The organism is Streptomyces sp. NPDC050147 (assembly GCF_040660195.1).
GTDB lineage: Bacteria > Actinomycetota > Actinomycetes > Streptomycetales > Streptomycetaceae > Streptomyces.
In genome coordinates, this window is sequence record NZ_JBFALJ010000004.1 from 136,176 (window position 1) to 154,487 (window position 18,312).

The 18,312-nt window shown below is 70.3% G+C and carries 18 protein-coding genes; 4 read left to right on the forward strand and 14 right to left on the reverse strand.

Annotated elements, in window-relative coordinates; translation table 11 throughout:
• Positions 1 to 1,015 precede the first annotated feature (1,015 nt).
• The 3 genes from AB0I94_RS09280 to AB0I94_RS09290 all read right to left on the reverse strand — a co-directional run bounded on the left by AB0I94_RS09280 (position 1,016) and on the right by AB0I94_RS09290 (position 5,074).
• Positions 1,016 to 1,660: a LysE family translocator gene (locus AB0I94_RS09280; RefSeq protein WP_363308840.1), complete on the reverse strand. Its 645-nt coding sequence runs from the start codon at positions 1,658 to 1,660 to the stop codon at positions 1,016 to 1,018.
• A 209-nt stretch (positions 1,661 to 1,869) separates the two neighbouring features.
• Positions 1,870 to 2,715: a chitosanase gene (locus AB0I94_RS09285; RefSeq protein ID WP_363308841.1), complete on the reverse strand. Its 846-nt coding sequence runs from the start codon at positions 2,713 to 2,715 to the stop codon at positions 1,870 to 1,872.
• Between the two features lie 151 nt (positions 2,716 to 2,866).
• Positions 2,867 to 5,074, reverse strand: coding sequence for an alpha-N-acetylglucosaminidase (locus AB0I94_RS09290; protein ID WP_363308842.1), 2,208 nt, complete (start codon positions 5,072 to 5,074; stop codon positions 2,867 to 2,869).
• 29 nt (positions 5,075 to 5,103) lie between these two features.
• On the opposite strand from AB0I94_RS09290, the gene AB0I94_RS09295 reads away from it, so the two are divergent.
• A complete protein-coding gene (locus AB0I94_RS09295; protein ID WP_363308843.1) occupies positions 5,104 to 5,229 on the forward strand; it encodes a hypothetical protein in 126 nt (41 codons plus the stop codon).
• Between the two features lie 117 nt (positions 5,230 to 5,346).
• On the forward strand, positions 5,347 to 5,715 hold the full coding sequence (locus AB0I94_RS09300) for a helix-turn-helix domain-containing protein (RefSeq protein ID WP_363308844.1): 369 nt from the start codon (positions 5,347 to 5,349) through the stop codon (positions 5,713 to 5,715).
• Here AB0I94_RS09300 and AB0I94_RS09305 read toward each other — a convergent pair.
• Positions 5,669 to 6,055 carry a hypothetical protein gene (locus AB0I94_RS09305; protein WP_363308845.1) on the reverse strand — a complete coding sequence of 129 codons (387 nt, stop codon included), beginning with the start codon at positions 6,053 to 6,055 and terminating at the stop codon, positions 5,669 to 5,671. The two genes, AB0I94_RS09300 and AB0I94_RS09305, sit on opposite strands and share 47 nt — an antisense overlap.
• Before the next feature lie 362 nt (positions 6,056 to 6,417).
• Here AB0I94_RS09305 and AB0I94_RS09310 point away from each other — a divergent pair, with 362 nt between their 5' ends.
• Positions 6,418 to 8,286: an alpha-L-fucosidase gene (locus AB0I94_RS09310; RefSeq protein ID WP_363308846.1), complete on the forward strand. Its 1,869-nt coding sequence runs from the start codon at positions 6,418 to 6,420 to the stop codon at positions 8,284 to 8,286.
• 50 nt (positions 8,287 to 8,336) lie between these two features.
• Here the strand turns inward: AB0I94_RS09310 and AB0I94_RS09315 are convergent, their stop codons facing one another.
• Entirely contained in the window at positions 8,337 to 8,876 is a 540-nt protein-coding gene (locus AB0I94_RS09315) for a PadR family transcriptional regulator (protein ID WP_363308847.1), read from the reverse strand.
• A gap of 121 nt (positions 8,877 to 8,997) precedes the next feature.
• Here AB0I94_RS09315 and AB0I94_RS09320 point away from each other — a divergent pair, with 121 nt between their 5' ends.
• Complete coding sequence (locus AB0I94_RS09320; protein ID WP_363308848.1) at positions 8,998 to 10,440, forward strand: MATE family efflux transporter; 1,443 nt, start codon at positions 8,998 to 9,000, stop codon at positions 10,438 to 10,440.
• Here the strand turns inward: AB0I94_RS09320 and AB0I94_RS09325 are convergent.
• From AB0I94_RS09325 to AB0I94_RS09365, 9 genes are all read right to left on the reverse strand, one after another.
• Positions 10,415 to 11,347 (reverse strand): hypothetical protein, encoded by a 933-nt coding sequence (locus AB0I94_RS09325; protein WP_363308849.1) that lies wholly within the window; start codon positions 11,345 to 11,347, stop codon positions 10,415 to 10,417. The two genes, AB0I94_RS09320 and AB0I94_RS09325, sit on opposite strands and share 26 nt — an antisense overlap.
• Positions 11,348 to 11,501: 154 nt before the next feature.
• A complete protein-coding gene (locus AB0I94_RS09330) occupies positions 11,502 to 12,320 on the reverse strand; it encodes an SAM-dependent methyltransferase (protein WP_363308850.1) in 819 nt (272 codons plus the stop codon).
• Positions 12,321 to 12,401: 81 nt separating this feature from the next.
• Complete coding sequence (locus AB0I94_RS09335; RefSeq protein WP_363308852.1) at positions 12,402 to 12,824, reverse strand: acyl-CoA thioesterase; 423 nt, start codon at positions 12,822 to 12,824, stop codon at positions 12,402 to 12,404.
• Between the two features lie 135 nt (positions 12,825 to 12,959).
• On the reverse strand, positions 12,960 to 13,595 hold the full coding sequence (locus AB0I94_RS09340; protein WP_363308853.1) for a hypothetical protein: 636 nt from the start codon (positions 13,593 to 13,595) through the stop codon (positions 12,960 to 12,962).
• A gap of 154 nt (positions 13,596 to 13,749) precedes the next feature.
• Positions 13,750 to 14,655 carry a TIGR03619 family F420-dependent LLM class oxidoreductase gene (locus tag AB0I94_RS09345; RefSeq protein ID WP_363308854.1) on the reverse strand — a complete coding sequence of 302 codons (906 nt, stop codon included), beginning with the start codon at positions 14,653 to 14,655 and terminating at the stop codon, positions 13,750 to 13,752.
• A gap of 124 nt (positions 14,656 to 14,779) precedes the next feature.
• Entirely contained in the window at positions 14,780 to 15,364 is a 585-nt protein-coding gene (locus AB0I94_RS09350; RefSeq protein ID WP_363308855.1) for a TerD family protein, read from the reverse strand.
• A 53-nt stretch (positions 15,365 to 15,417) separates the two neighbouring features.
• On the reverse strand, positions 15,418 to 16,011 hold the full coding sequence (locus AB0I94_RS09355) for a histidine phosphatase family protein (RefSeq protein WP_363308856.1): 594 nt from the start codon (positions 16,009 to 16,011) through the stop codon (positions 15,418 to 15,420).
• Positions 16,012 to 16,140: 129 nt separating this feature from the next.
• On the reverse strand, positions 16,141 to 16,944 hold the full coding sequence (locus tag AB0I94_RS09360; protein ID WP_363308857.1) for a hypothetical protein: 804 nt from the start codon (positions 16,942 to 16,944) through the stop codon (positions 16,141 to 16,143).
• On the reverse strand, positions 16,944 to 18,245 hold the full coding sequence (locus AB0I94_RS09365; protein WP_363308858.1) for a VWA domain-containing protein: 1,302 nt from the start codon (positions 18,243 to 18,245) through the stop codon (positions 16,944 to 16,946). The genes AB0I94_RS09360 and AB0I94_RS09365 overlap by 1 nt, the downstream gene beginning before the upstream one ends.
• Positions 18,246 to 18,312: the final 67 nt, after the last annotated feature.

The following is an 18,312-nucleotide window of genomic DNA, read 5'->3' on the forward strand; positions in this document are numbered from 1 at the left end:
GGCAGCCACACCACTCACCATCGCCACTCCCGACGCTGCCACCACCCGCGCTCACAGCCACGACGGCCACACGCGATGGACAGACCCCCGGCCGTGACCGGACGCCGTCCCGGCACCGCTCACTCATCCCCCCCGGCGGCCACACCCGGGAGGCCCGGTCGTCAGACGCCCGATAAGACCCCCACCCACCGGGCGCCCTGCGCACCCCAACCCCTGACGGCCACCCCGGACAGAACGGTCGGCAAGCCGTCCGACGACACCGCCACCCATCCCCCGGACCGCCCAACGCGCCCCTGCCCCTTGCGGCCACCCTGGAAGATCGGGTCGACGGACGCCTGATGCCACCGCCACCCTTCCCCGGACCGTCCTGCGCACCCCTGCCCCGTGGCGGTCACCCCGGAAGTTCCGGTCGGCAGACGCCTGACGACACCGCCACCCCTCCCCGAAGCGTTCGCGCACACCTCCCGTGACGGTCACCCCAGAAGACCCGGTCGACAGACGCCAGACCGGCAGCCATTCCCGGACCGCCCTGCGCACTCCTACCCCTTATGGCCACCCCGGAAGTTCCGGTCGACGGACGCTTGACGAGACCGGCGCCCCTCTCCGGACCGCCCTGCGCACCTCACTCCTTGCGGTCACCCCAGAAGACCCGGACGGCAGCCGCTTGACGAGACCGGCACCCCTCCCCGAAGCGACCGCGCACCCTCCCCCCTCGGGGTGCCCTGCGACGAACCAGTCCGCAGTCGGCCGGAAAACAGCAAAAGCCCGACGGGAGTGGTCGAGAGTCCCGCCCCTGGGCCGTCCGGTCGTCTTCCCTCGCGCGGTGGAGGGACGGGTGTCAAGGGTGGAGCGCAGCGGAATCGGCGCAGCCGACGCGACGCAGGAGCGCCCTTGACACCCGCCCCGCAACCGCCAACCTCGCGGCAACCGGACGGCCCCGGTACGGATCAAAGCCCCCGGCCCAGCGAAGCCTCAGCTTGCCGTTGCCGGGGTGCGTCCGTTGTCCGGCAGGGCTTCAGCTAGCCGTCGCCGGGGTGCGGTCCGTTGCCAGGCGGAGGGCCAGTCCGCCGAGTACCGTCCCCATCACGTACCGCTGCACCCGCAGCCACGTCGGGCGGCGGGCCAGGAACACCGTGATGGTGCCCGCCGCCATCACGATGGCGAGGTTCACCCCCAGGCTGATGGAGATCTGGATGCCGCCCAGCATGAAGCCCTGCAGCAGGGCGTGGCCGGTCGCCGGGTCGATGAACTGGGGTATGAGGGAGACGTACATGATGGCGACCTTCGGGTTCAGGAGGTTCGTCAGCATGCCCATGGTGAACAGGCGCCGGGGGGAGTCGGGGGTCAGCTCCTGGTGGGCGAAGACCGATGTCCCGCCCGGCTTCAGCGCCTTCCAAGCCAGCCACGCCAAGTAGGCCGCCCCGGCCAGCTTCACGGCCACGTACAACTGGGGGACCGCCAGGAAGACGAGCGACAGGCCCAGGTTGGCCGCCGTCAGGTAGACGAGGAAGCCGACGGCCACCCCTGCCAGGGAGATGGCCCCGGCCCGCCTGCCCTGGGTGATGCTCCGCGAGACGAGGTACATCATGTTGGGGCCGGGCGTGAGCACCATGCCCAGGGACACCACTGCGATGCCGAGGAACGCATTCATTCCGATCATTCAGCCAGGATCGGGCGGCGCCACCCTCCAGCACCAGCGACGAATTCTTCACGCATCACGTAAGCGCTGCTACATCGGCGCTGCTACGTCGGCGCTGCTACATCGGCGCTGCTATATCTGCGCGGGGCACCGGCCGCCGAAGCCACAGCCGGCACCCCGCGCCGATCCGGACCCCTCACCGATCCGGACCCCTCACCGATCCGGACCCCTCAGCCGATCCGGTACGAGTCCCCGTACACCTTCCACTCCAGTGGCGTGTTCAGGTTCAGGTTGCCCTTCCTCAGGAACACCCGCTGAGCCGTGTCCACGCGGCTGGTGTCCTCGTGTGCCTCCTCCTGTTTCATCGCCCAGACGCGTGCGTCCAGGAACGCGTGGAGGTAGTCCGTCTCGTCGCCACCCTGGGACGGCGGCTCGGCCGAACGCAGGGCGCGGCGACGGATGTTGCGGAAGCTGGTGTTGTCGCCGCCGTCGCCGTGCATCACGATCGCGTCGTAGTACGCGAACTGCCCGAGGACGCCGATGCCGTCCGCCTTGCCCTGCTTGACGGCCGGATTGAAGTAGACGCGGTCACGCTCGTTGTTCTGCGCCCGCTGGAACTCGGGGTCCCTGGCTGCCCTCTCCCAGTCCCGCTTGTAGTGGGGGTCGAGGCCCTCGTGGGAGTCGGTGCCGTCCACCTCGCGCAGCGCAGGCAGGTACTTGGCGAGGACGTTGTTCGGCTTGCGCTCGGTGTAGAGCTCCACGAGGTCGAGCATGTCGCCCGTGCCCGAGCAGAAGCCGATGATCCCGGCGGTGTAGCCGCGGCCGTCGCCGATGTCCTCGCAGTAGCCGTAGTACTCCTTCCAGTTGAGGTCGGAGTTCTCGGCGCTGCACACGATCTTCATGGCGATCTCCTTCTTCGCCGGATCGTCGAGACCGCCCGCCTTGGCGGTGGGAGTGGCGCCCGCCGTCCGGGCGGTGATGACGGGGCCCGCGACGAGCGAGGCGCCGAGGGCGGCGAGCAGGGTGCGGCGTGAGGTGTGCGTGCGGGGTGCGTGCGTGCGGCGGGGGGTGGGCACGGGGCCTCCAAGGTGGGGGAGTTCGTCGTCGATCCGATGACTCTTGGCTCTTCCGCGTACTGTTAGGAAGGTTTCCTACCAGAGTTCGGGAGTGACGTATACCCAATGAGCGGGGGCGAGTTGGGCGTCCTGTAGGCCGCATCCCGGCCGGTTACCGCGTCCCGGTCAGCCGCTCGCGGACCTGAACAGCGACTTTGTACGTGCTGCCGGTCGGGCGGGTGGCGAGGCGCCCCGGCTTCCTGTGGTCACGAATCCAGGCGTCCTCGATGGCGAACCAGTCGATCGCCTTCGGCGGTCGGTCCTCGGTGAGCGCTGACCGCAGCTCCTTGAAGTACGTTTCCCAGCGCAGCCGGTAGAGCCCGCCGACCAGTCCGGCCCACTCCCGGTTCGCGTAGTCACGCAGGCCCGCGTCCGCCCCGGCCCGCGTGCCCCACACCGTGAGAAGCGACAGCTGGTCGTACGCGAGGTGGTTCCGCTCCGCCGCGTCGGCGCCCCAGGCGCGGGCGTCGGCGACCCAACGGCCGAGCAGGTGACGGGAGTCGGTGGCCATCAGCTTGTCGAGCAGGTCCATCAGGCCGAGCCAGGTCCGGGTCAGCCGGTCGAAGCGGGTGGTGTCGCGGTCGTCGTACGCCTGCTTGATCCGGGGCAGGAGCACCCGGCTGCGGTTGGAGAGCGCCTGGCGTGCCACGTCCAGGAGGTCACGGCGGTAGGCGGAGGAGCCCCGCAGATCGCGACGCACCGCCAGGAGTTCGGCGAGGGCGGGCTCGAAGTCCGCGGGGGCGTAGCGCATCGCCTTCGGCGACCAGGCCGCCGCCGACTTCGCGGACAGGGCGGGGCGTGCGCCGAAGAGGCCGTCCGCGCCCTCGGACCACTCGTCGGCACGCGTCGTGCCGTACGCGGTGCGACGCAGGATGTCCCAAGCGGCGGCCGCGTGCGGGTCGGCGGCGCCGTAGCGGGACACCGACCAGTCGGAGAACCACGTCGTGAGGTCCAAGTCGCCGGTGCGCCAAGCCAGTTCCGAGAAGAGCTCGAAAGCTGCCGGGTTGTTGTCCGCCGCCTCCGGCATCAGGGAGATGCCGCGCATGGTGCTGCCCTCCTTGGTGCGCCACTTCTCGTGGAGCGCCGCCCAGTCGGGGGTGTTGGCGCCGAGCGTCGTGTGCCCGCCGAAGTTCCAGATCGAGCCGAAGGTGTACGGCGTGTCGTTCCAGTCGGACTCGCGGTCGGTGACCTTCGTGAAGCGGTCGGAGAGGCCGTCGACCACCAGCATCATCGACTTGTCGACGGCGTCGACGATGGCCTTGGGCGGGTTGCTCTGCCAGCCGAGGATCACCCAGATGGCGCCGGGGTGCGCGGTCTGGAGGGCCCTCTCGACGGCCTTCGCCGCGGCCGGGACCGGTACGTCGCCCGGCTTTCCGCCCTCGTGGAGGAGGTCCATCTTGTACATCGTCGACGCGCCGAACAGCTCGTCCTGTACGCGGTAGAAGGTCGCGGCCACCCGGTTGAAGTGCTCTGTGCGCGGGTCCAGCCAGTCAGGTCGCGTGAAGCCGACCCAGTCGCCCTGTGGCACGGTCTTCGCGCCGGGATTCTTCGCGGCGAACCCGGGCGGGACCGTCCCGAAGTAGCCGGGGAGCACCGGCGTCATGCCGAGCTCGCGCAGCCGGTCGGTGATGCGGCGGCCCAACGCGGCTCTCTCGGCGAGGAGTTGGCGGGAGACGGGATGCGGGAACGCGGACATGTTCTGCAGCAGCCACCACGGCTGGTGGGCCGGGGCCGGGATCCACTCGCGCATCTCCTTGTCGGAGTAGCCGAACTCCTGGAACACGCGGTGGTAGAGCGCGTCGGCGCCGACGTACACGAGTACTTCGTTGTAGCCGTGCAGCGCGAGCACGTCGATCTCGCGCTCCCAGTACGACCAGTCGTGGTACGCCCCGGTGTAACCGTCGTTCGTGTCGTTCAGGACGAAGCGGTGCGGGGCGTTGGCGCTGCGCGTGACCGGCTTGTCGACGCCGGGGAGCCGGTCGGGAAGGTTGAGCTGGCTGCCGGCCCAGGTGATGTTCGCGTGGGCACTGTGCTTCAAGTAGTGGCGCAGGCCGGTGAGTTGTACCGCCGGGGTCGGTCCGGTGATGGTGATCCGGCCGTGTCCTGCGGAGATGCGGAAAGTGTCGGCAGGGCCCGAGGTGGTGAACGCGAGCTGCTTCCAGTGTCCGGGCAGCAGTCGCCGGGCGGCCTTGATCGCGGGTGAATCGGGGGTCGGGGCGCCGTCGGCGGTGGAGCCGGAGCCGGAGCAGGCGACGGCGGCGCCGGTCGTTCCGGCGAGGGAGGTGAGGGCGGTCAGGAAGGTGCGGCGGGCCAGGGGCATGACGTAGGGATACCCTCCCGGGGTCGGCAGTGCTCGGCATCAGCGGGGTGGTGCGCGGCATCGGCGTGGCGGTGCTCGGCGTCAGCGGGGCGGCGGTCGGCATCAGCGGGGCGTGTATCGGCGTGACAGTGCTCGGCATCAGCGTGGCGTGCTGACGGTGCACCACGATGAACCGGGCGTGAACCGGGCGTGCATCACGGTCAAGGTCCCGCGAGGGTGCCAGGCGTCAGGGCCGTGCTTCGATAGTAGAAGCACGGTGTTACCGTCGGCGGATGACCGCACCGCTGCCCGGCCGACCGACCCCCGCTTCGACCACCGGCCGCCCCCTGATGGCCGCACTCGACCTGTTCGGGCGGCGCTGGAGCCTGCGGATCGTGTGGGAGCTGCGGTCCGGGCCACTGGGATTCCGCGCGTTGCGGCAGCAGTGCGACGCCATGTCGTCCAGCGTGCTGCGCCAGCGTTTGACCGAGCTTCTCGAAGCCCGTCTCGTGCATCAACTGCCGGACGCCGCTTATGCGTTGACCGCGCTTGGGCGTGAGGCCCATCAGGCGCTGCTGCCGTTGGACGGCTGGGCGAGGCGCTGGGCGGAAGAGGTCAGCGTGAACTCGGCAGGGGATCAGCCGCAAGGGCCTCGCGCATGATCGACACGGCGGTCCGCAGGGTGTTGAGCGGACGGAGCAGCAAGGTGGCCTCCCTGAGCCGGCCCTGTTCGTCGACCTCCTGCACGAACGCGCCGTAGACGCTTTCGTCCCGGACGTTGCCGTGGAACGTCGTCACGCTGTGCCGCCCGCCGTCCTCGGTGAACTCCTGTTCCGGCTCGATCCCGGTCAGGCACTGCCCGAGCTTCGGGAGCAGGTGCGCCACGTCGTCCCGGCCGCTGTAGTCGGCGACCGGGCTGTGGAACACGACGTCCGGGGCGAGCGGAAGGCTTGCGCCGTCCGGGGCGCAGGGTGCGAGCAGATCACGTACGTCGAGGCTCATCGGTGTCGGTCCTCCTGGGCTGAGCGGTGAGTGGCCGCGCGGGCGGGGAGCGCTCATCCACGCGCCTCTGCGTGCTTCGATTTCCGAAGCGTACGTGCGCGGGGACGTCACGGGAAGTCCATGAGGCCGTTCCCGCAAGTCCAGGCGGACGCGTCTCCCGTGCGACTCCCGGCGGTGCGCCGAGTCTCCGCCCCGCGCGCCGCGGCGTCATGAGCACCCGGCATCAGTCATCGGATGGATGGCGCTCGATCGCGGCAGGATCGCTCAAACCGAGGCTAGGTAGGCCTAGTTGGGTGCATTGACATCCGATGTATTCGACCCTACGTTCCCGACCGACCCGTCAACCTCAGGGAGTCGCCCCCATGCGCACACAGCTCAGCCGCACCCGGCGAAGAGTCGCCGGGGTCGCCCTGCTCCTCGTCTCGGCCCTCGCCGCGACCGCCGTCCCCTCGGCGGTCGCCGCCCCGACGGAGCCCTCCGCCGCCGCGTCCCCCGCGGCCGAGCGGCCCGCGGCCACCGGGCCCGGAACCGACCACGCCATCGACGACCCCTTCACCGCCGATCGCACCAACTGGTGGCGGCAGGACCGCTTCGGGATGTTCATCCACTTCGGCGCGTACTCCAACCTGGAGGGCGAGTACAAGAAGGCCGACGGCTCCGTCTGCCGTGACGCCGAGTGGATCCAGCGTCAGTGCGACATACCGAAGGCGGAGTACGAGAAGCGGGCCGCGACCTTCAACCCCGCCGACTTCGACGCCGAGGCCGTGGTCAAGGCGGCCAAGGACGCCGGAATGCGCTACATCGTCATCACCTCGAAGCATCACGAGGGATACGCGATGTGGCCCACGAAGGTCAACGACTTCAACCTGCGGGACCACTCGTCCTTCGACAAGAAGCGCGACATCCTCGCCGAGCTGAAGAAGGCGTCGGACGACGCGGGCATCAAGCTCGGCTTCTACTACTCGATCTGGGACTGGCACGATCCGGACTTCCCGGACCCGGCGACCTTCCCCCGGTACGAGCAGCGGATGCGCGCCCAGCTCAAGGAACTGGTCGACACCTACGACCCGGCCCTGCTCTGGTTCGACGGCGAGTGGGACACGGACAAGCCCCACAACCCCTGGACGGCGAGGGACGGCGAGAAGCTGGAGGCCTACCTCCGTGACCTCGACCCGGACCTGATCATCAACAACCGCGTCGGCAAGCGCCGCGTCGTCGACGGCGACTACGGCACCCCCGAGCAGGAGATCCCCGGCGCCCCGGTCGACGGCCAGCTCTGGGAGTCCTGCATGACCCTCAACGGCCACTGGGGCTTCGCGCGCTACGACACCGACTGGAAGTCCTCGGCGACCCTGGTCAGAAACCTCCTCTCCACGACGTCCCGCAGCGGCAACTACCTCCTGAACGTCGGCCCGGACGCCCGCGGCCGCGTCCCGCAGCCCTCCGTCGACCGTCTGCAGCAGATGGGCGACTGGCTGCGTACGTCGGGCCAGGGCAACGCGGTGTTCGGCGCCCGTTTCGGCGGTCTCGTCGAGGAACCGTCCTGGGGTTCGGTCAGCCGCAAGGGCGACAAGCTCTACGCGGCGGTCACCCACTGGCCCGCGTCCGGCGCCGCCCTGCACCTGAAGGCACGTACGGACTTCAAGGTCACGTCCGCTCGGGTGCTCGGCAGTGATCAGAAGGTGACGGTCGACAAGTCCGGCGACGGCTACGACCTGAAGCCGTCCGGCACCGCGGCCAACGCCACCGCCACGGTCATCGAGCTGAAGGTGGACCAGGGCCCGACGGCCCGCCCCGGCAAGGGCAACGGCCTGAAGCAGGAAATCTTCGACAACGCCGAGCTGAGCGGCGCCCCGAGGATCACCCGAACCGACCGTACGGTCAACCACGCCTGGAAGTACGAGGGGTCACCGGCGGCGAGCATCCCCTCCGACCAGTTCAGCGTCCGCTGGACCGGCAAACTGGAGCCGCGCCGCTCGGAGACGTACACGCTGACGACCGTCTCGGACGACATGGCGCGGGTGTGGGTCGACGGCAAGCTCGTCATCGACTCGTGGACGCCGCACGAGCCGAAGATCGACAAGGGGCGGATCGCCCTCACCGCGGGCAAGCGGCACTCGATCAAGGTCGAGTACGCGGAACAGACGGGCGAGGCCCACCTGAAGCTGCTCTGGTCCAGCCCCGGACAGGAGCAGCAGATCGTGCCCGCGACGCAGCTGTACGCGCGCTGAGCGGGCCGCGGATCGTCCGTCGCTGAGCGAGGCCGGGGCCCACCGAACCCTCAGCCGTGCCCGGCCTCCACCTCCAAGGTGCCGATGGCCTCGGCCAGCCACTTCTTCTCCTCCGTGCCGGTGGCGCGCGCGATCCGGAGCATGCCCTGACGGAAGAGGTCGGGTGCCTCCTCCGCCGCCACCGGCTTCCCTTCGCGGTAGAAGAAGCTCGCCGGCATGTCCAGGAAGGCCTGGCGGCGGCGGAGAACGGCGGCCTGCTCGGCCGGGTCGGGCAGGTGACGGAGGAAGGCGAGCAGGGTGAAGAAGCGCTGCCCGTCGGTGATTTCGGTGTCCTTGGGGTCCCGGAGCCTGGCCAGGAGCTCGCCGCGTCCCGCCTCGGTGAGGGAGAGGATCCGGCGGGGCGCGGCGCTCTTGCCCGGTTCGGTGCGCTGTTCCACGAGGCCCGCCTTGACCAGGCGGGTGATCGCCGGATAGAGCGCACCGTCGCTCACCGGGCGGATGTGGCCGCTGAGGCCCTGGATGCGGGTCTTGAGGTCGTAGCCGTGCAGGGCCCCCTCGCGGAGGAAGCCCAGGATCGACAGCTCCAGCATTGAGTTGAGCCCCTTCCGTACGCGCTCGCCGAGGGTGCGCCCTTGTCCGGCCGTGCGGTTGATGCTATCTCTTTCCGCTGTACCTCGTTTCGAGGTACAGCGGAAAGAGGGGGAACGCGTCATGGGCTCGACAGCAACAGCGCCTGGGAAGGAGCACCGGCGCCGACTCGTGTCGCTGGCGTATCCGGTCTACTTCGAGCTGCTCGCCGGGGTCACGGCCGGGATCATCAGCATGGTCTGGGTGGCCCGGCTCGGCGGAGCCGCGGTCGCCGCGGTGGCCGTCGCCACGAACGTCGAGAACCTGCTGCTCGGTGTGATCCTCATGGCCGGTTCCGGTACGACGGTCCTGGTCGCCCGAGCCAGGGGAGCGCGGGACCCGGCCGCCGTACGGTCCGCCGTGCGGGGCGGCTGGGCGCTGTGGGCGCTGATCACGCCGGTCGTGGCCGTCGGCGGATACCTCTGCCGGGAGCCGCTGGCCCGGTTGGTCCTCGGGGGAGACGAGGGGGACGCCTACGCCCTGACGACCGGCTACTTCGCGATCGCGCTGCCGGGTGTGGCGGTGTACTTCGCCACGAATGTCGTCGACGGAATCCTCAAGGGTGCGGGCGACACCCGCACCCCGATGCGCCTCGCGCTGCTGGCCAACGGCCTGATCCTGGTACTGGACCCCTTGTTCATTTTCGGACTCGGCCTCGGGGTGCGCGGCGCGGCGATCGCCACGGTCATCGGCCGGGCAGCCGCCCTGATCTGCGGTTTCGTGGCGCTGAGCCGCAACGCCGAACTGCGCCGAGCGTCCGTCAAGAGGCGCCCGGAACCGTCCGTCCAGCCACCTGCGGCCCGCACCGGACCGGCCCTGCGCCGGGCCAGGCAACTGGCCGCCGACGCCCGCGGGACGATGGTGACGGGCCTGCCGATGTCGGCGGACTTCGTTCTCCGGATGGCGGGCGCGCTCGCCCTGGTCGCGGTCGTCGCCAGGATCGGCGTCGGTGAGGTGGCCGCGTACGGCATCGCGACCAAGGCGATGTATCTGGCGACCATGGCCTTCTACTCCGTGCGTCAGGCCGCGGCCATTCACACCGCCCACCTGCTGGGCGCCGGAAGCGACGAACGGCTCGCCGTCGGGCGCCAGGCGCTCCGCCTCGCGGGAGCCTTGGGTCTCGGAGCCGGGCTGCTGCTGTTCGCCGCCGCCCCATGGATCATGCGGGCGTTCGGAGCCGAGGGCGAGGTGGCCGACGCGGGCACGCTCTATCTGCGCTGCCTGGGGCCGTACTTGACGCTGCTGGCCTGCTTCATCGCGCTGGGCGGAGTGTTCGAGGGCAGCGGCGGCAGCCCGGTTCTCGCCCGCATCACGGGATGTGGAGTGGCGGTACAACTGGGGCTCGCGTACGCCTTGTCGAGCCTGGGGCTGCCGGGCGTCTGCCTGGCCATGGCGGTGTCCATGGCCTTGCAGTGCGCGGCGGTCGGGCGGCTTTACCGGCGTACGGGGCGGGGTCCGGCAGCACCCGTACGCCGGAAGCGGTGGGCGAGCGGCGTCGGGGTCAGTCGCAGAGGCGGCGAGTGGTGAGGGAGCCGCCCGCGTTCTCGTCGTCCGTGCCGAGGGCCGCGAGGCCGGAGCCGGGTACGCAGTGCAGCGCCTCGATCTTGTGGCCGTCGAACTTGTCCAGGAGCTCGGGCGACTTGGCGACCGTAAGCCGCACCTGTCCCGCGCGGGTCACGGTCAGCCGGCCCGCGTCGCTCACGGCGGAGTCGAACGGGCCGTCGTCACCGGCATCGGACGCGGAACTGACCAGGACGCGGCCGGACTTGCTCACCTCGATGTCCGACGCGTGGCGCACGTTCCCCTTCGGGTACGGCGCACGGAGAGTCGCCTTCCTCACCTCCCCGAACTCCGACTCACCGTAGGAGCTGATCGAGAACGGAGCCGCGTACAGCGTCGCGGGGCGGTCCGCGCCCTCGCCCCGGTCCGCCCAGAGCGCCGCCATCTTCCCGTTCCGTGCGGTCAGGGCGAAGCTCTCAAAATCGTCACCGGCGCCGATCGCGGGCAGCGGCGCGATGTCCAGGACCTTCGCGGCTTCCCCGGCGTCGGTCAGCTTGAAGTGATAGGCGAGCCCGCGGCTCGCGACGGCCACGAACTCGTCGGACGTCCCCGGCACCGCGTCGACCGCTTCCAGGTCCACGGGCTCGATGCCGTCCTGCCAGCTGATCGCCGCGACCTCGGCCGGCCGGCCGAGGCGGTGGGTCACTTCGGCGATGCGGTTCTCGCCGGGTCGCTTGTTGTCGCGTACGACGAGGGCGCGAAGTTCACTCCCCGAACGGTAGGTGACGGTGAGGCCGCTGATGCCGGACCTCACGTCGCCCCCGACCTGGTGCCACCGACCTGCCTCCGGCTGCGCGGTGGACGGGCCGGTGCCAAGCACCATGGCAAGTCCCGCGCCCAGAGCGGTGATTGCGGTCAGAAGGGTCTTACGCATGGTCAGGGACCTCTCGCTCGATGCGCGACGCGCGTAGATTCACGGCTGGCCGGACCGTAATGGCCCGGCCGACCGCGAGGCAAGAGAGGTGCCTGGATCGATCTAAGAAGCGGACGGCTCACGCCCCCGTGGACTCCCGGGGATGCGGGGACGGCTACGGCTTGCGGGCCACCGCGCCGTACGCGTCGACCGGTGTCATGTCCTCGGAGGCGGAGTCCGGGCGCCACCGGGTGACTTGAGAGACACCGGGGTCCAACAGCTCGAGCCCGTCGAAGAACCCGCCGATCTCCTCGACGCCGCGGACGTGGTACGGAATCGCGCCGCTCTTGTTGTACGCGTTCGACGCCGCGATCATGCCCTCGCTGGTGGCGGTGCTGTCACTGATCACCAGATAGCTGCCGGACGCCAAGCCCGCCATGAGACGGGACACCAACTCGCGCGCCTGCTCGTAATCGGCCACGTGGCCAAGGGTGTTGAGGATCATCAGGGCGACCGGTCGCGACAGGTCCAGGGTCGCGCTCGCGGACTCCAGGACGGCTTCGGGGGCGTAGAGATCAGCGTCGATGTACGCGGTCTCGCCCTCCGGAGTGCTGGTGAGCAGCGCGCGGGCGTGGGCCAGGACGAGCGGGTCGTTGTCCACGTACACGATCCGGGAGTCCGGAGCCGCGCGCTGGGCGACCTCGTGCGTGTTGTCGGCGGTCGGCAGGCCCGTGCCGATGTCGAGGAACTGGCGGATGCCCCGTTCCGTCGCCAGATGCCGGACCGCGCGGCCGAGGAAGTGCCGGCTCAGACGCGCCACATCGACGAGACCGGGATGGATCTCCTTGATGTGGTCGCCGAGTTCGCGGTCCTTCTCGTAGTTGTCCTTGCCGCCCACGAAGTAGTTCCAAAAGCGCGCGGAGTGCGGCGTGCTGGTGTCGATACGCGCGCGTATGTCCGCGGCTGCGTCGGCTAGGGGTTCGCGGTCCGGCACGGGGGCCTCCTGGAGGGGAGCGGGAGCCTGCTTACTGCTGAAAAGAACGATCACCCGCCAATCTAGTTCCCGCGGCGGCCGTCAGAGGCCGATCACGGTCGGATCGTCCGCCAGCGCCCTGAAGTACTCGCGGGGGTCCGCCACCATCTGCCGTTCGGCGAGGTCCAGGAGGCCGCCGATGGAGTGCAGCTCGGCGGCCTTGGTGCCGTCCGCCTTGTGGATCGACTGCTCGATGCGGAACGTCTTGCGCTCGCCCCAGAGGAACGCGCAGGTCACCTCCACCTCGTCACCCGCGCGCAGTTCGCTGAAGTAGCGGATGGTGTTCTCCAGGGCGACCGGGCCCACCCCCTTGGCGAGCAGATCGGCCTGCTCGATGCCCGCCGCGCGCAGCACCGACCAGCGGGCGTGCTCGGCGTACTGCAGATAGACGGCTTGGTTCAGGTGGCCCTGCGAGTCCGTCTCGTACCCACGGACGCTGATGCTCACGGAAAACGGCTCCGACACGGTATTCCCTTCGAGGTTCAGCACAGTTCATCGGTTCAGCACAGTTCATCGGTCCAGCACAGTTCATCGGTCCAGCACGGTCCAACGGTTCAGCCCAGTTCAACGGTTCAGCACAGTCGCGCACTTCAAGATTCCCTAGCTCCTTCTGGGCGAGGCAAGGAGATAGCGCGCGCCACCAGGCCGCTCGGCGTGTTCGCTGACCTGCCAGCCCGCGGCCTCCAGCGCGCTCGCGCAGGCCCCCAGGGACTCCGAAGTCCCCTCGCGCACGGCGACGGCCTCGGGCTGCGGGGTCTCACCCACCCGGTAGCCGTCTGGTCCGGGCCGGCGGCCCGCCGCCTCCAGGGCCAGCGCGGCGGCCTGCACCAGATGCGTCCGCTCCCAGGCGCAGGGACGGTCCCGCGCACCGTCCGGATTGGTCATGCGGCGCATCTCCAGGAGGCCTTCCCAGGCGCTGCGTACGTCGCGTGCGCGGGCCGCAGGTCTTTCGGTGTCCGGTGGGGGCTCGGCGCCGGTGCGGGCGGCGAAGAGGCCGGAGGGGGCGGGGGCGGCCGGGGGAGCGGGGGCCTCGGCGGCGACAGGGCTCTGCGTGCCTTCCCGTAGGCGATGGCCCGTGGGCGTCAGGAAATAGGCGTGCGGCGGACGGGGATGCCGGAAAGCGAGGCGGTGGCGCACGAGCCCCGCCAGCTGTGCCTCACTCCCCGTAAGCCGTCCGGTCGCCGGGTCCGCGGCCTCGATGATCCGCCGCTGAGCGGCCGTCGGAGACTTCGTCATGAGCCCACCTCTTCCCCAGGTCCTGCTGCCTGGTTCCGATAGTGCCTCGCGCCACTGACAACGGGCGCGGGACGTCAGCTGTCGGTGGATCGCTGGATCGAGAGCTGTCGGTGGATCGAGGAATCGGTGGACCGGCGGATGACGGGCCGCCGACTCAGCGAACCGTTCCCGTGGCGGGGTCGACCACCTTCTCGACGACGAGCTCAAGCGTGCGCCGGTCGTCGTCGGCCGTGCCGCGCTCGCCGGGCGTGCCCGGATACGTGTCGAGCAGCACGTTCGTGGCGCCGAGCTCGGCCAGTGTCTCCAGGTCGGCCCGGAGCTGGTCGACGCTGCCGTGCCCGAGGGGACGGTCCGCCGTGTCCGGCTGCCTGGTGAGCTTGAGCTGGAGGCGGGGCACGAGGTCCGGCACGGGGCGCCCGGCGGCCTCGGCCTCCGCCGCGATGCGGGGCAGCGCCGCCCGCAGGACGTCGAGCGTCGGCATGAACGGGTGCCAGCCCTCGCCGAGGCGGGCCGCGCGACGCTGGGCCGCGGGGGAGTTGCCGCCCACCCAGACGGGCAGGTGCGTGGCCGGGGCGGGGGCGTTGCGGATGTCCTCGTAGGCGACGTACCGGCCCTGGAAGGAGGTCGTCTCCTCGGTCCACGCGGCGCGTATCGCGGTGAGGTACTCGTCGGTGATGGCGCCCCGCTCCTCGAAGGGGACGCCGAGAACCTCGTACTCGGCGCGGGACCAGCCGACACCGGCGCCGAGGATGAAGCCCGCTTCGTTGAGCTGGTCGATGTTGGCGGCGAGGCGGGCGGTCTGGAGAGGGTGGCGGTAGGGGATCACGGTGATCGTCGTGCCGAGCCGCAGCCCCGGTACGCGGCCCGCGAGATGCGCGGCGAGCACGAACTGGTCGTAGAAGGGCGCCGGATAGACCGAGTGCACGTCAGGGGTGACCGTGATGTGGTCGGAGATCATCGCAAGGCCGAACCCGAAATCACGGGCGTCGGTCGCCTGGCGGACGAGGGAGTCGGGGGTGGTGCCCGAGCCGAAGTTGAGGAGGTTCACGCCGTATCGCATGGCGGCAAGTCTTGATGATCTTCGGGGCCCGTGTCGAGCCGGTGCGCACAGCTCGGCCCCGGCCCCGGCCCCGGTCCCGACCGTGGCCGGACCGGCCGGGGAGACCGGCCGGTCCGGAGTTTGGCTACTTGCTCATCGCGAAGCGCATCAGGGCCTGCTCGTCGCCCTGCTTGATCTTCCCGGTCTCGTTGATGACCTGGAGCTTCCAGGACCCGCCTTCCCGGATCGCCTTGGCGACGGCGCAGCCGTTGTCGTTCGTGAGCAGGCTCGGCCAGATGTCGGCGACCTGCTGGGTGCTGCCGCCCGTGGCGTCGTACACCTTGAAGCTGATGTTGCGCGCGTTCTGGAAGGCGCTGCGCTTCTTGTACGCGGCAGCGACGAACACGATGGACGTGATGTTGTCCGGCACGCGCTCGAACTCGACGGTCACCGTCTCGTCGTCGCCGTCACCCTTGCCGGTCTGGTTGTCGCCGCTGTGCACCAGCGAGCCGTTGCCCAGCGGGTCGGTCGAGTCGAGACCGGCGAGGCGCACCGGGTCCGCCCCCGCCATCGCGATGGCGATCAGGTCGAGGTCGGTGCCGGCCTTCTGGCGGAGCTTGCCCATCAGCCCGCCGCTGCTGCCGACGGTGGGGTCCCAGGACACCCCGATGGACAGACGGGTCACGCCGCCCAGATCCGCAGGTCCGTCTTCCTTCTTGAGCGTGATCATTCGCGATCCTTCTTGGTGGTGAGAGTGCTATATGGGACAGAGTGTGCCTGGTTTTACGGACGAATGTTCCAGCTCGCCACCACTGGTCGGCCGTGCTCCGTGCTCAGGCGGCAGACCGTCCCCGTCGCCAGCTGGAACAACGCCCCGCCCGACACCGGCAGTCCGAGTCGCCGCGCCGTCAGCACACGCAGGAAGTGGGAGTGCGCGAAGAGGACCACGCTGCTCTCGTAATTGGCGAGAGCGGCGTCGACCTTGGCCAGCATCCGGTCGGCCCGCTCGCCGATCTGCTCCGGGCTCTCACCGGGGTGCTCGGCGGGGCCCGCGGCCACTCCGTCCGTGAACAGGTACCAGTCGGGGCGGGTGCGATGGATCTCCACCGTCGTGACCCCCTCGTACGCCCCGTAGTCCCATTCGCTCAGGTCGGGGTCGACCCGGGCTTCCGGGAACCCGGCAAGCTCCGCCGTCTCCCTGGCCCGCATCCTCGGGCTCGTGAACGCCGCCCCGATACGGAACCGCCCCACCAGCCGTGCGAGCCCCCGCGCCTGTTCCCTGCCGTTCTCGGTGAGCGGGATGTCCGTCCAACTGGTGTGCCGGCCGTTCATCGACCACTCGGTCTCGCCGTGCCGGACGAGGAGCAGGTCACCCATGGTACGGAACTTCCTGTCTGTCGAGGTTCTGAGGGTTCTGGGGGTTCTGTCTGGGTCTATCGGGTTCTGTCGATAGTTTTGTTGGTGGTGGCCGGACCGGCGAAATGCGCGGTCCGGCCACCACCGAGACTAGATCCCCGCAGGTGCGCGTGGAGGGCGGCCCGATCCGCGCGTCAGGCAGTAGCCCCCGATGCCCGCGAGCGCGCCGAGCACGCCGCCGCCCGCGGTCCACAGCCAGCGCGACGACCACCAGGTCGACGCCCAGCCGTCCTCCGGCTCACTCGATTCGGCCGCCATCTTGGTGCCGGTCCCCGGCACCAAGGGCTTCGCCAGCGCGCCGTCCACCGCCTGCGCGCCGCCCGCGTCGCTCGACGTCACCAACGCCCCGGCCCGCATCGGAAGACCCAGGTCGTCGGCCTTGAGGCCGGTGACCGTCAGGCGTGCGTAGTACGTGCCGGGCAGCGGGTCGTTGGCCCATGGCTCGGCCGACGCGCGCACGGTGCGCAGTGTGCAGGACAGCTCGACCGTGGCGGCGTCCTGCGCGACCGTCTTCGTCTGCGCGCCGAACCGGCACGCCTGGCGGCGCCGCAGCCCGTCGTACACGTCGACCTGCCAGGTGGAGTCGCCGTGCCGCGCCGTGCCGTCGGGGTCGGCGGGCAACTTCACCGTGGCGCGCACGGTGGGGCGCTGCCCGATGTCCGCGGGGAACGACCAGTACAGGTAGTCACCGGTGGACGCCTCCGCCGTCGCCTCCTGGTCCAGCTGGATCGGCGTCGCCGTGCGGAAGGACGTACCTGCCTCGGTGGGCGCGGCGGCCTTGTCGTCGCCGTCGTCGGAGCCGGCGGCGAACGCCGTCCCCGCCGTCCCGGCCAGGGCGAGCAGCGCGGCACCGGCCAGCAGCCCGGCCCGGTTCAACCCACGTGTCGTACGCATCAGTTGGTCCTCCAGACCGCGAAGCGCCAGCGGGAGACCCAGCCCCAGACCAGACCGGCGACGAAGCCGGTGAGGATCAGTACGCCGAGCAGCCACCAGCCGTGGCCGAGGCCGAAGGACGCCACGTCCGACGCCTCGTCGGGCGCGTCCACCAGATCGACGGCAAGCTCGACGGGCAGGCCCGGGGTCGTCTTGACCGAGGAAGGCGCCGAGAAGGAGTTGCTGACCTGGAGGCACACGGTCTCGGCGGCGGGCTCGCTCCCGTCCTTCCCCTCCTCCTCGTCGTCCTCCGGCTTCGGATAGCGCAGGCCGGTCGAGATCACGTCCGTACGCCCGTCACCCGCCTCGGAGCCCCGCACGATCTCGCGGCCGTGCGCGGTCGACGCCCGCAACAGCACGCCGTAGTCCTGGTTCACCGCGCGGTCGGCGCCGACGCTGACGGAAGCGCGCAGCTCCTGGCCGGGCTTGACGTCGACGCGGTACCAGCGGTGCTCGCCGAACTTCTCGCGGTCGGTGTAGACGCCCGCCTTGAGCTGTGGGGCGTCCGAGCACTGGGCGGCGCCCTCGGCGGGCACCGGAGCGGCGACGGGGTCGGCGGCGCGGTCCACCAACTGCTTGACGCGGCCCGAGAGTTCATCGGTGTGCCGCACCGAGGTGTACGTCCCGCCGGTGGCCTCCGCGATGCAGCTCAGCTGGTCGCGGGTCTTGGCGTCCGGCACCAGGCCGAGCGTGTCGACCGTGAGGTGGATGCCCTCGGCGGCGATCTTGCGGGCCACCTCGCAGGGGTCCAGCGGCTGGCAGGTGTCCTCGCCGTCGGAGATGAGGACGATGCGACGGCTGCGCTCGGTGTTGTCGTCCTTGAGGTCGTCGGCGGCCTTCAGCAGCGTGGGGCCGATCGGCGTCCAGCCGGTGGGCGCGAGCGTGGCCACCGCGGTCTTCGCGTCGGTGCGCCCCGCGCGGTCCAGCTCCGCGACCGGGTACAGGAGCTCGGTGTCCTTGCAACCCGTCTTGCGGTCGTCGCCGTGGTAGTTGGCGCCCAACGTGCGTATGCCGAGCTGTACTTCGTCCGGTGTGGCGTCGAGGACCTCGTTGAACGCCTGCTTCGCCGCCGCCATCCGGGACTTGCCGTCGATGTCGCGGGCCCGCATCGAACCGCTGACGTCGAGGACCAGCTCGACCTTGGGTGAGGGCTGTGCCGGTGTGTCGTCATCGGCGGAGGCGGGGCCCGCCGCGCCGAGCCCGGCGGTCAAGGCGGCGAGCAGGGCGAACGCCCCGGCCGCCAGCCGTTGTCTTGTGATCATCGCCGGATCTTATTGATCTTGGCGTGCATACCCAAACCGAGAGGTGGGTATAACCCTTCGCCCCTTC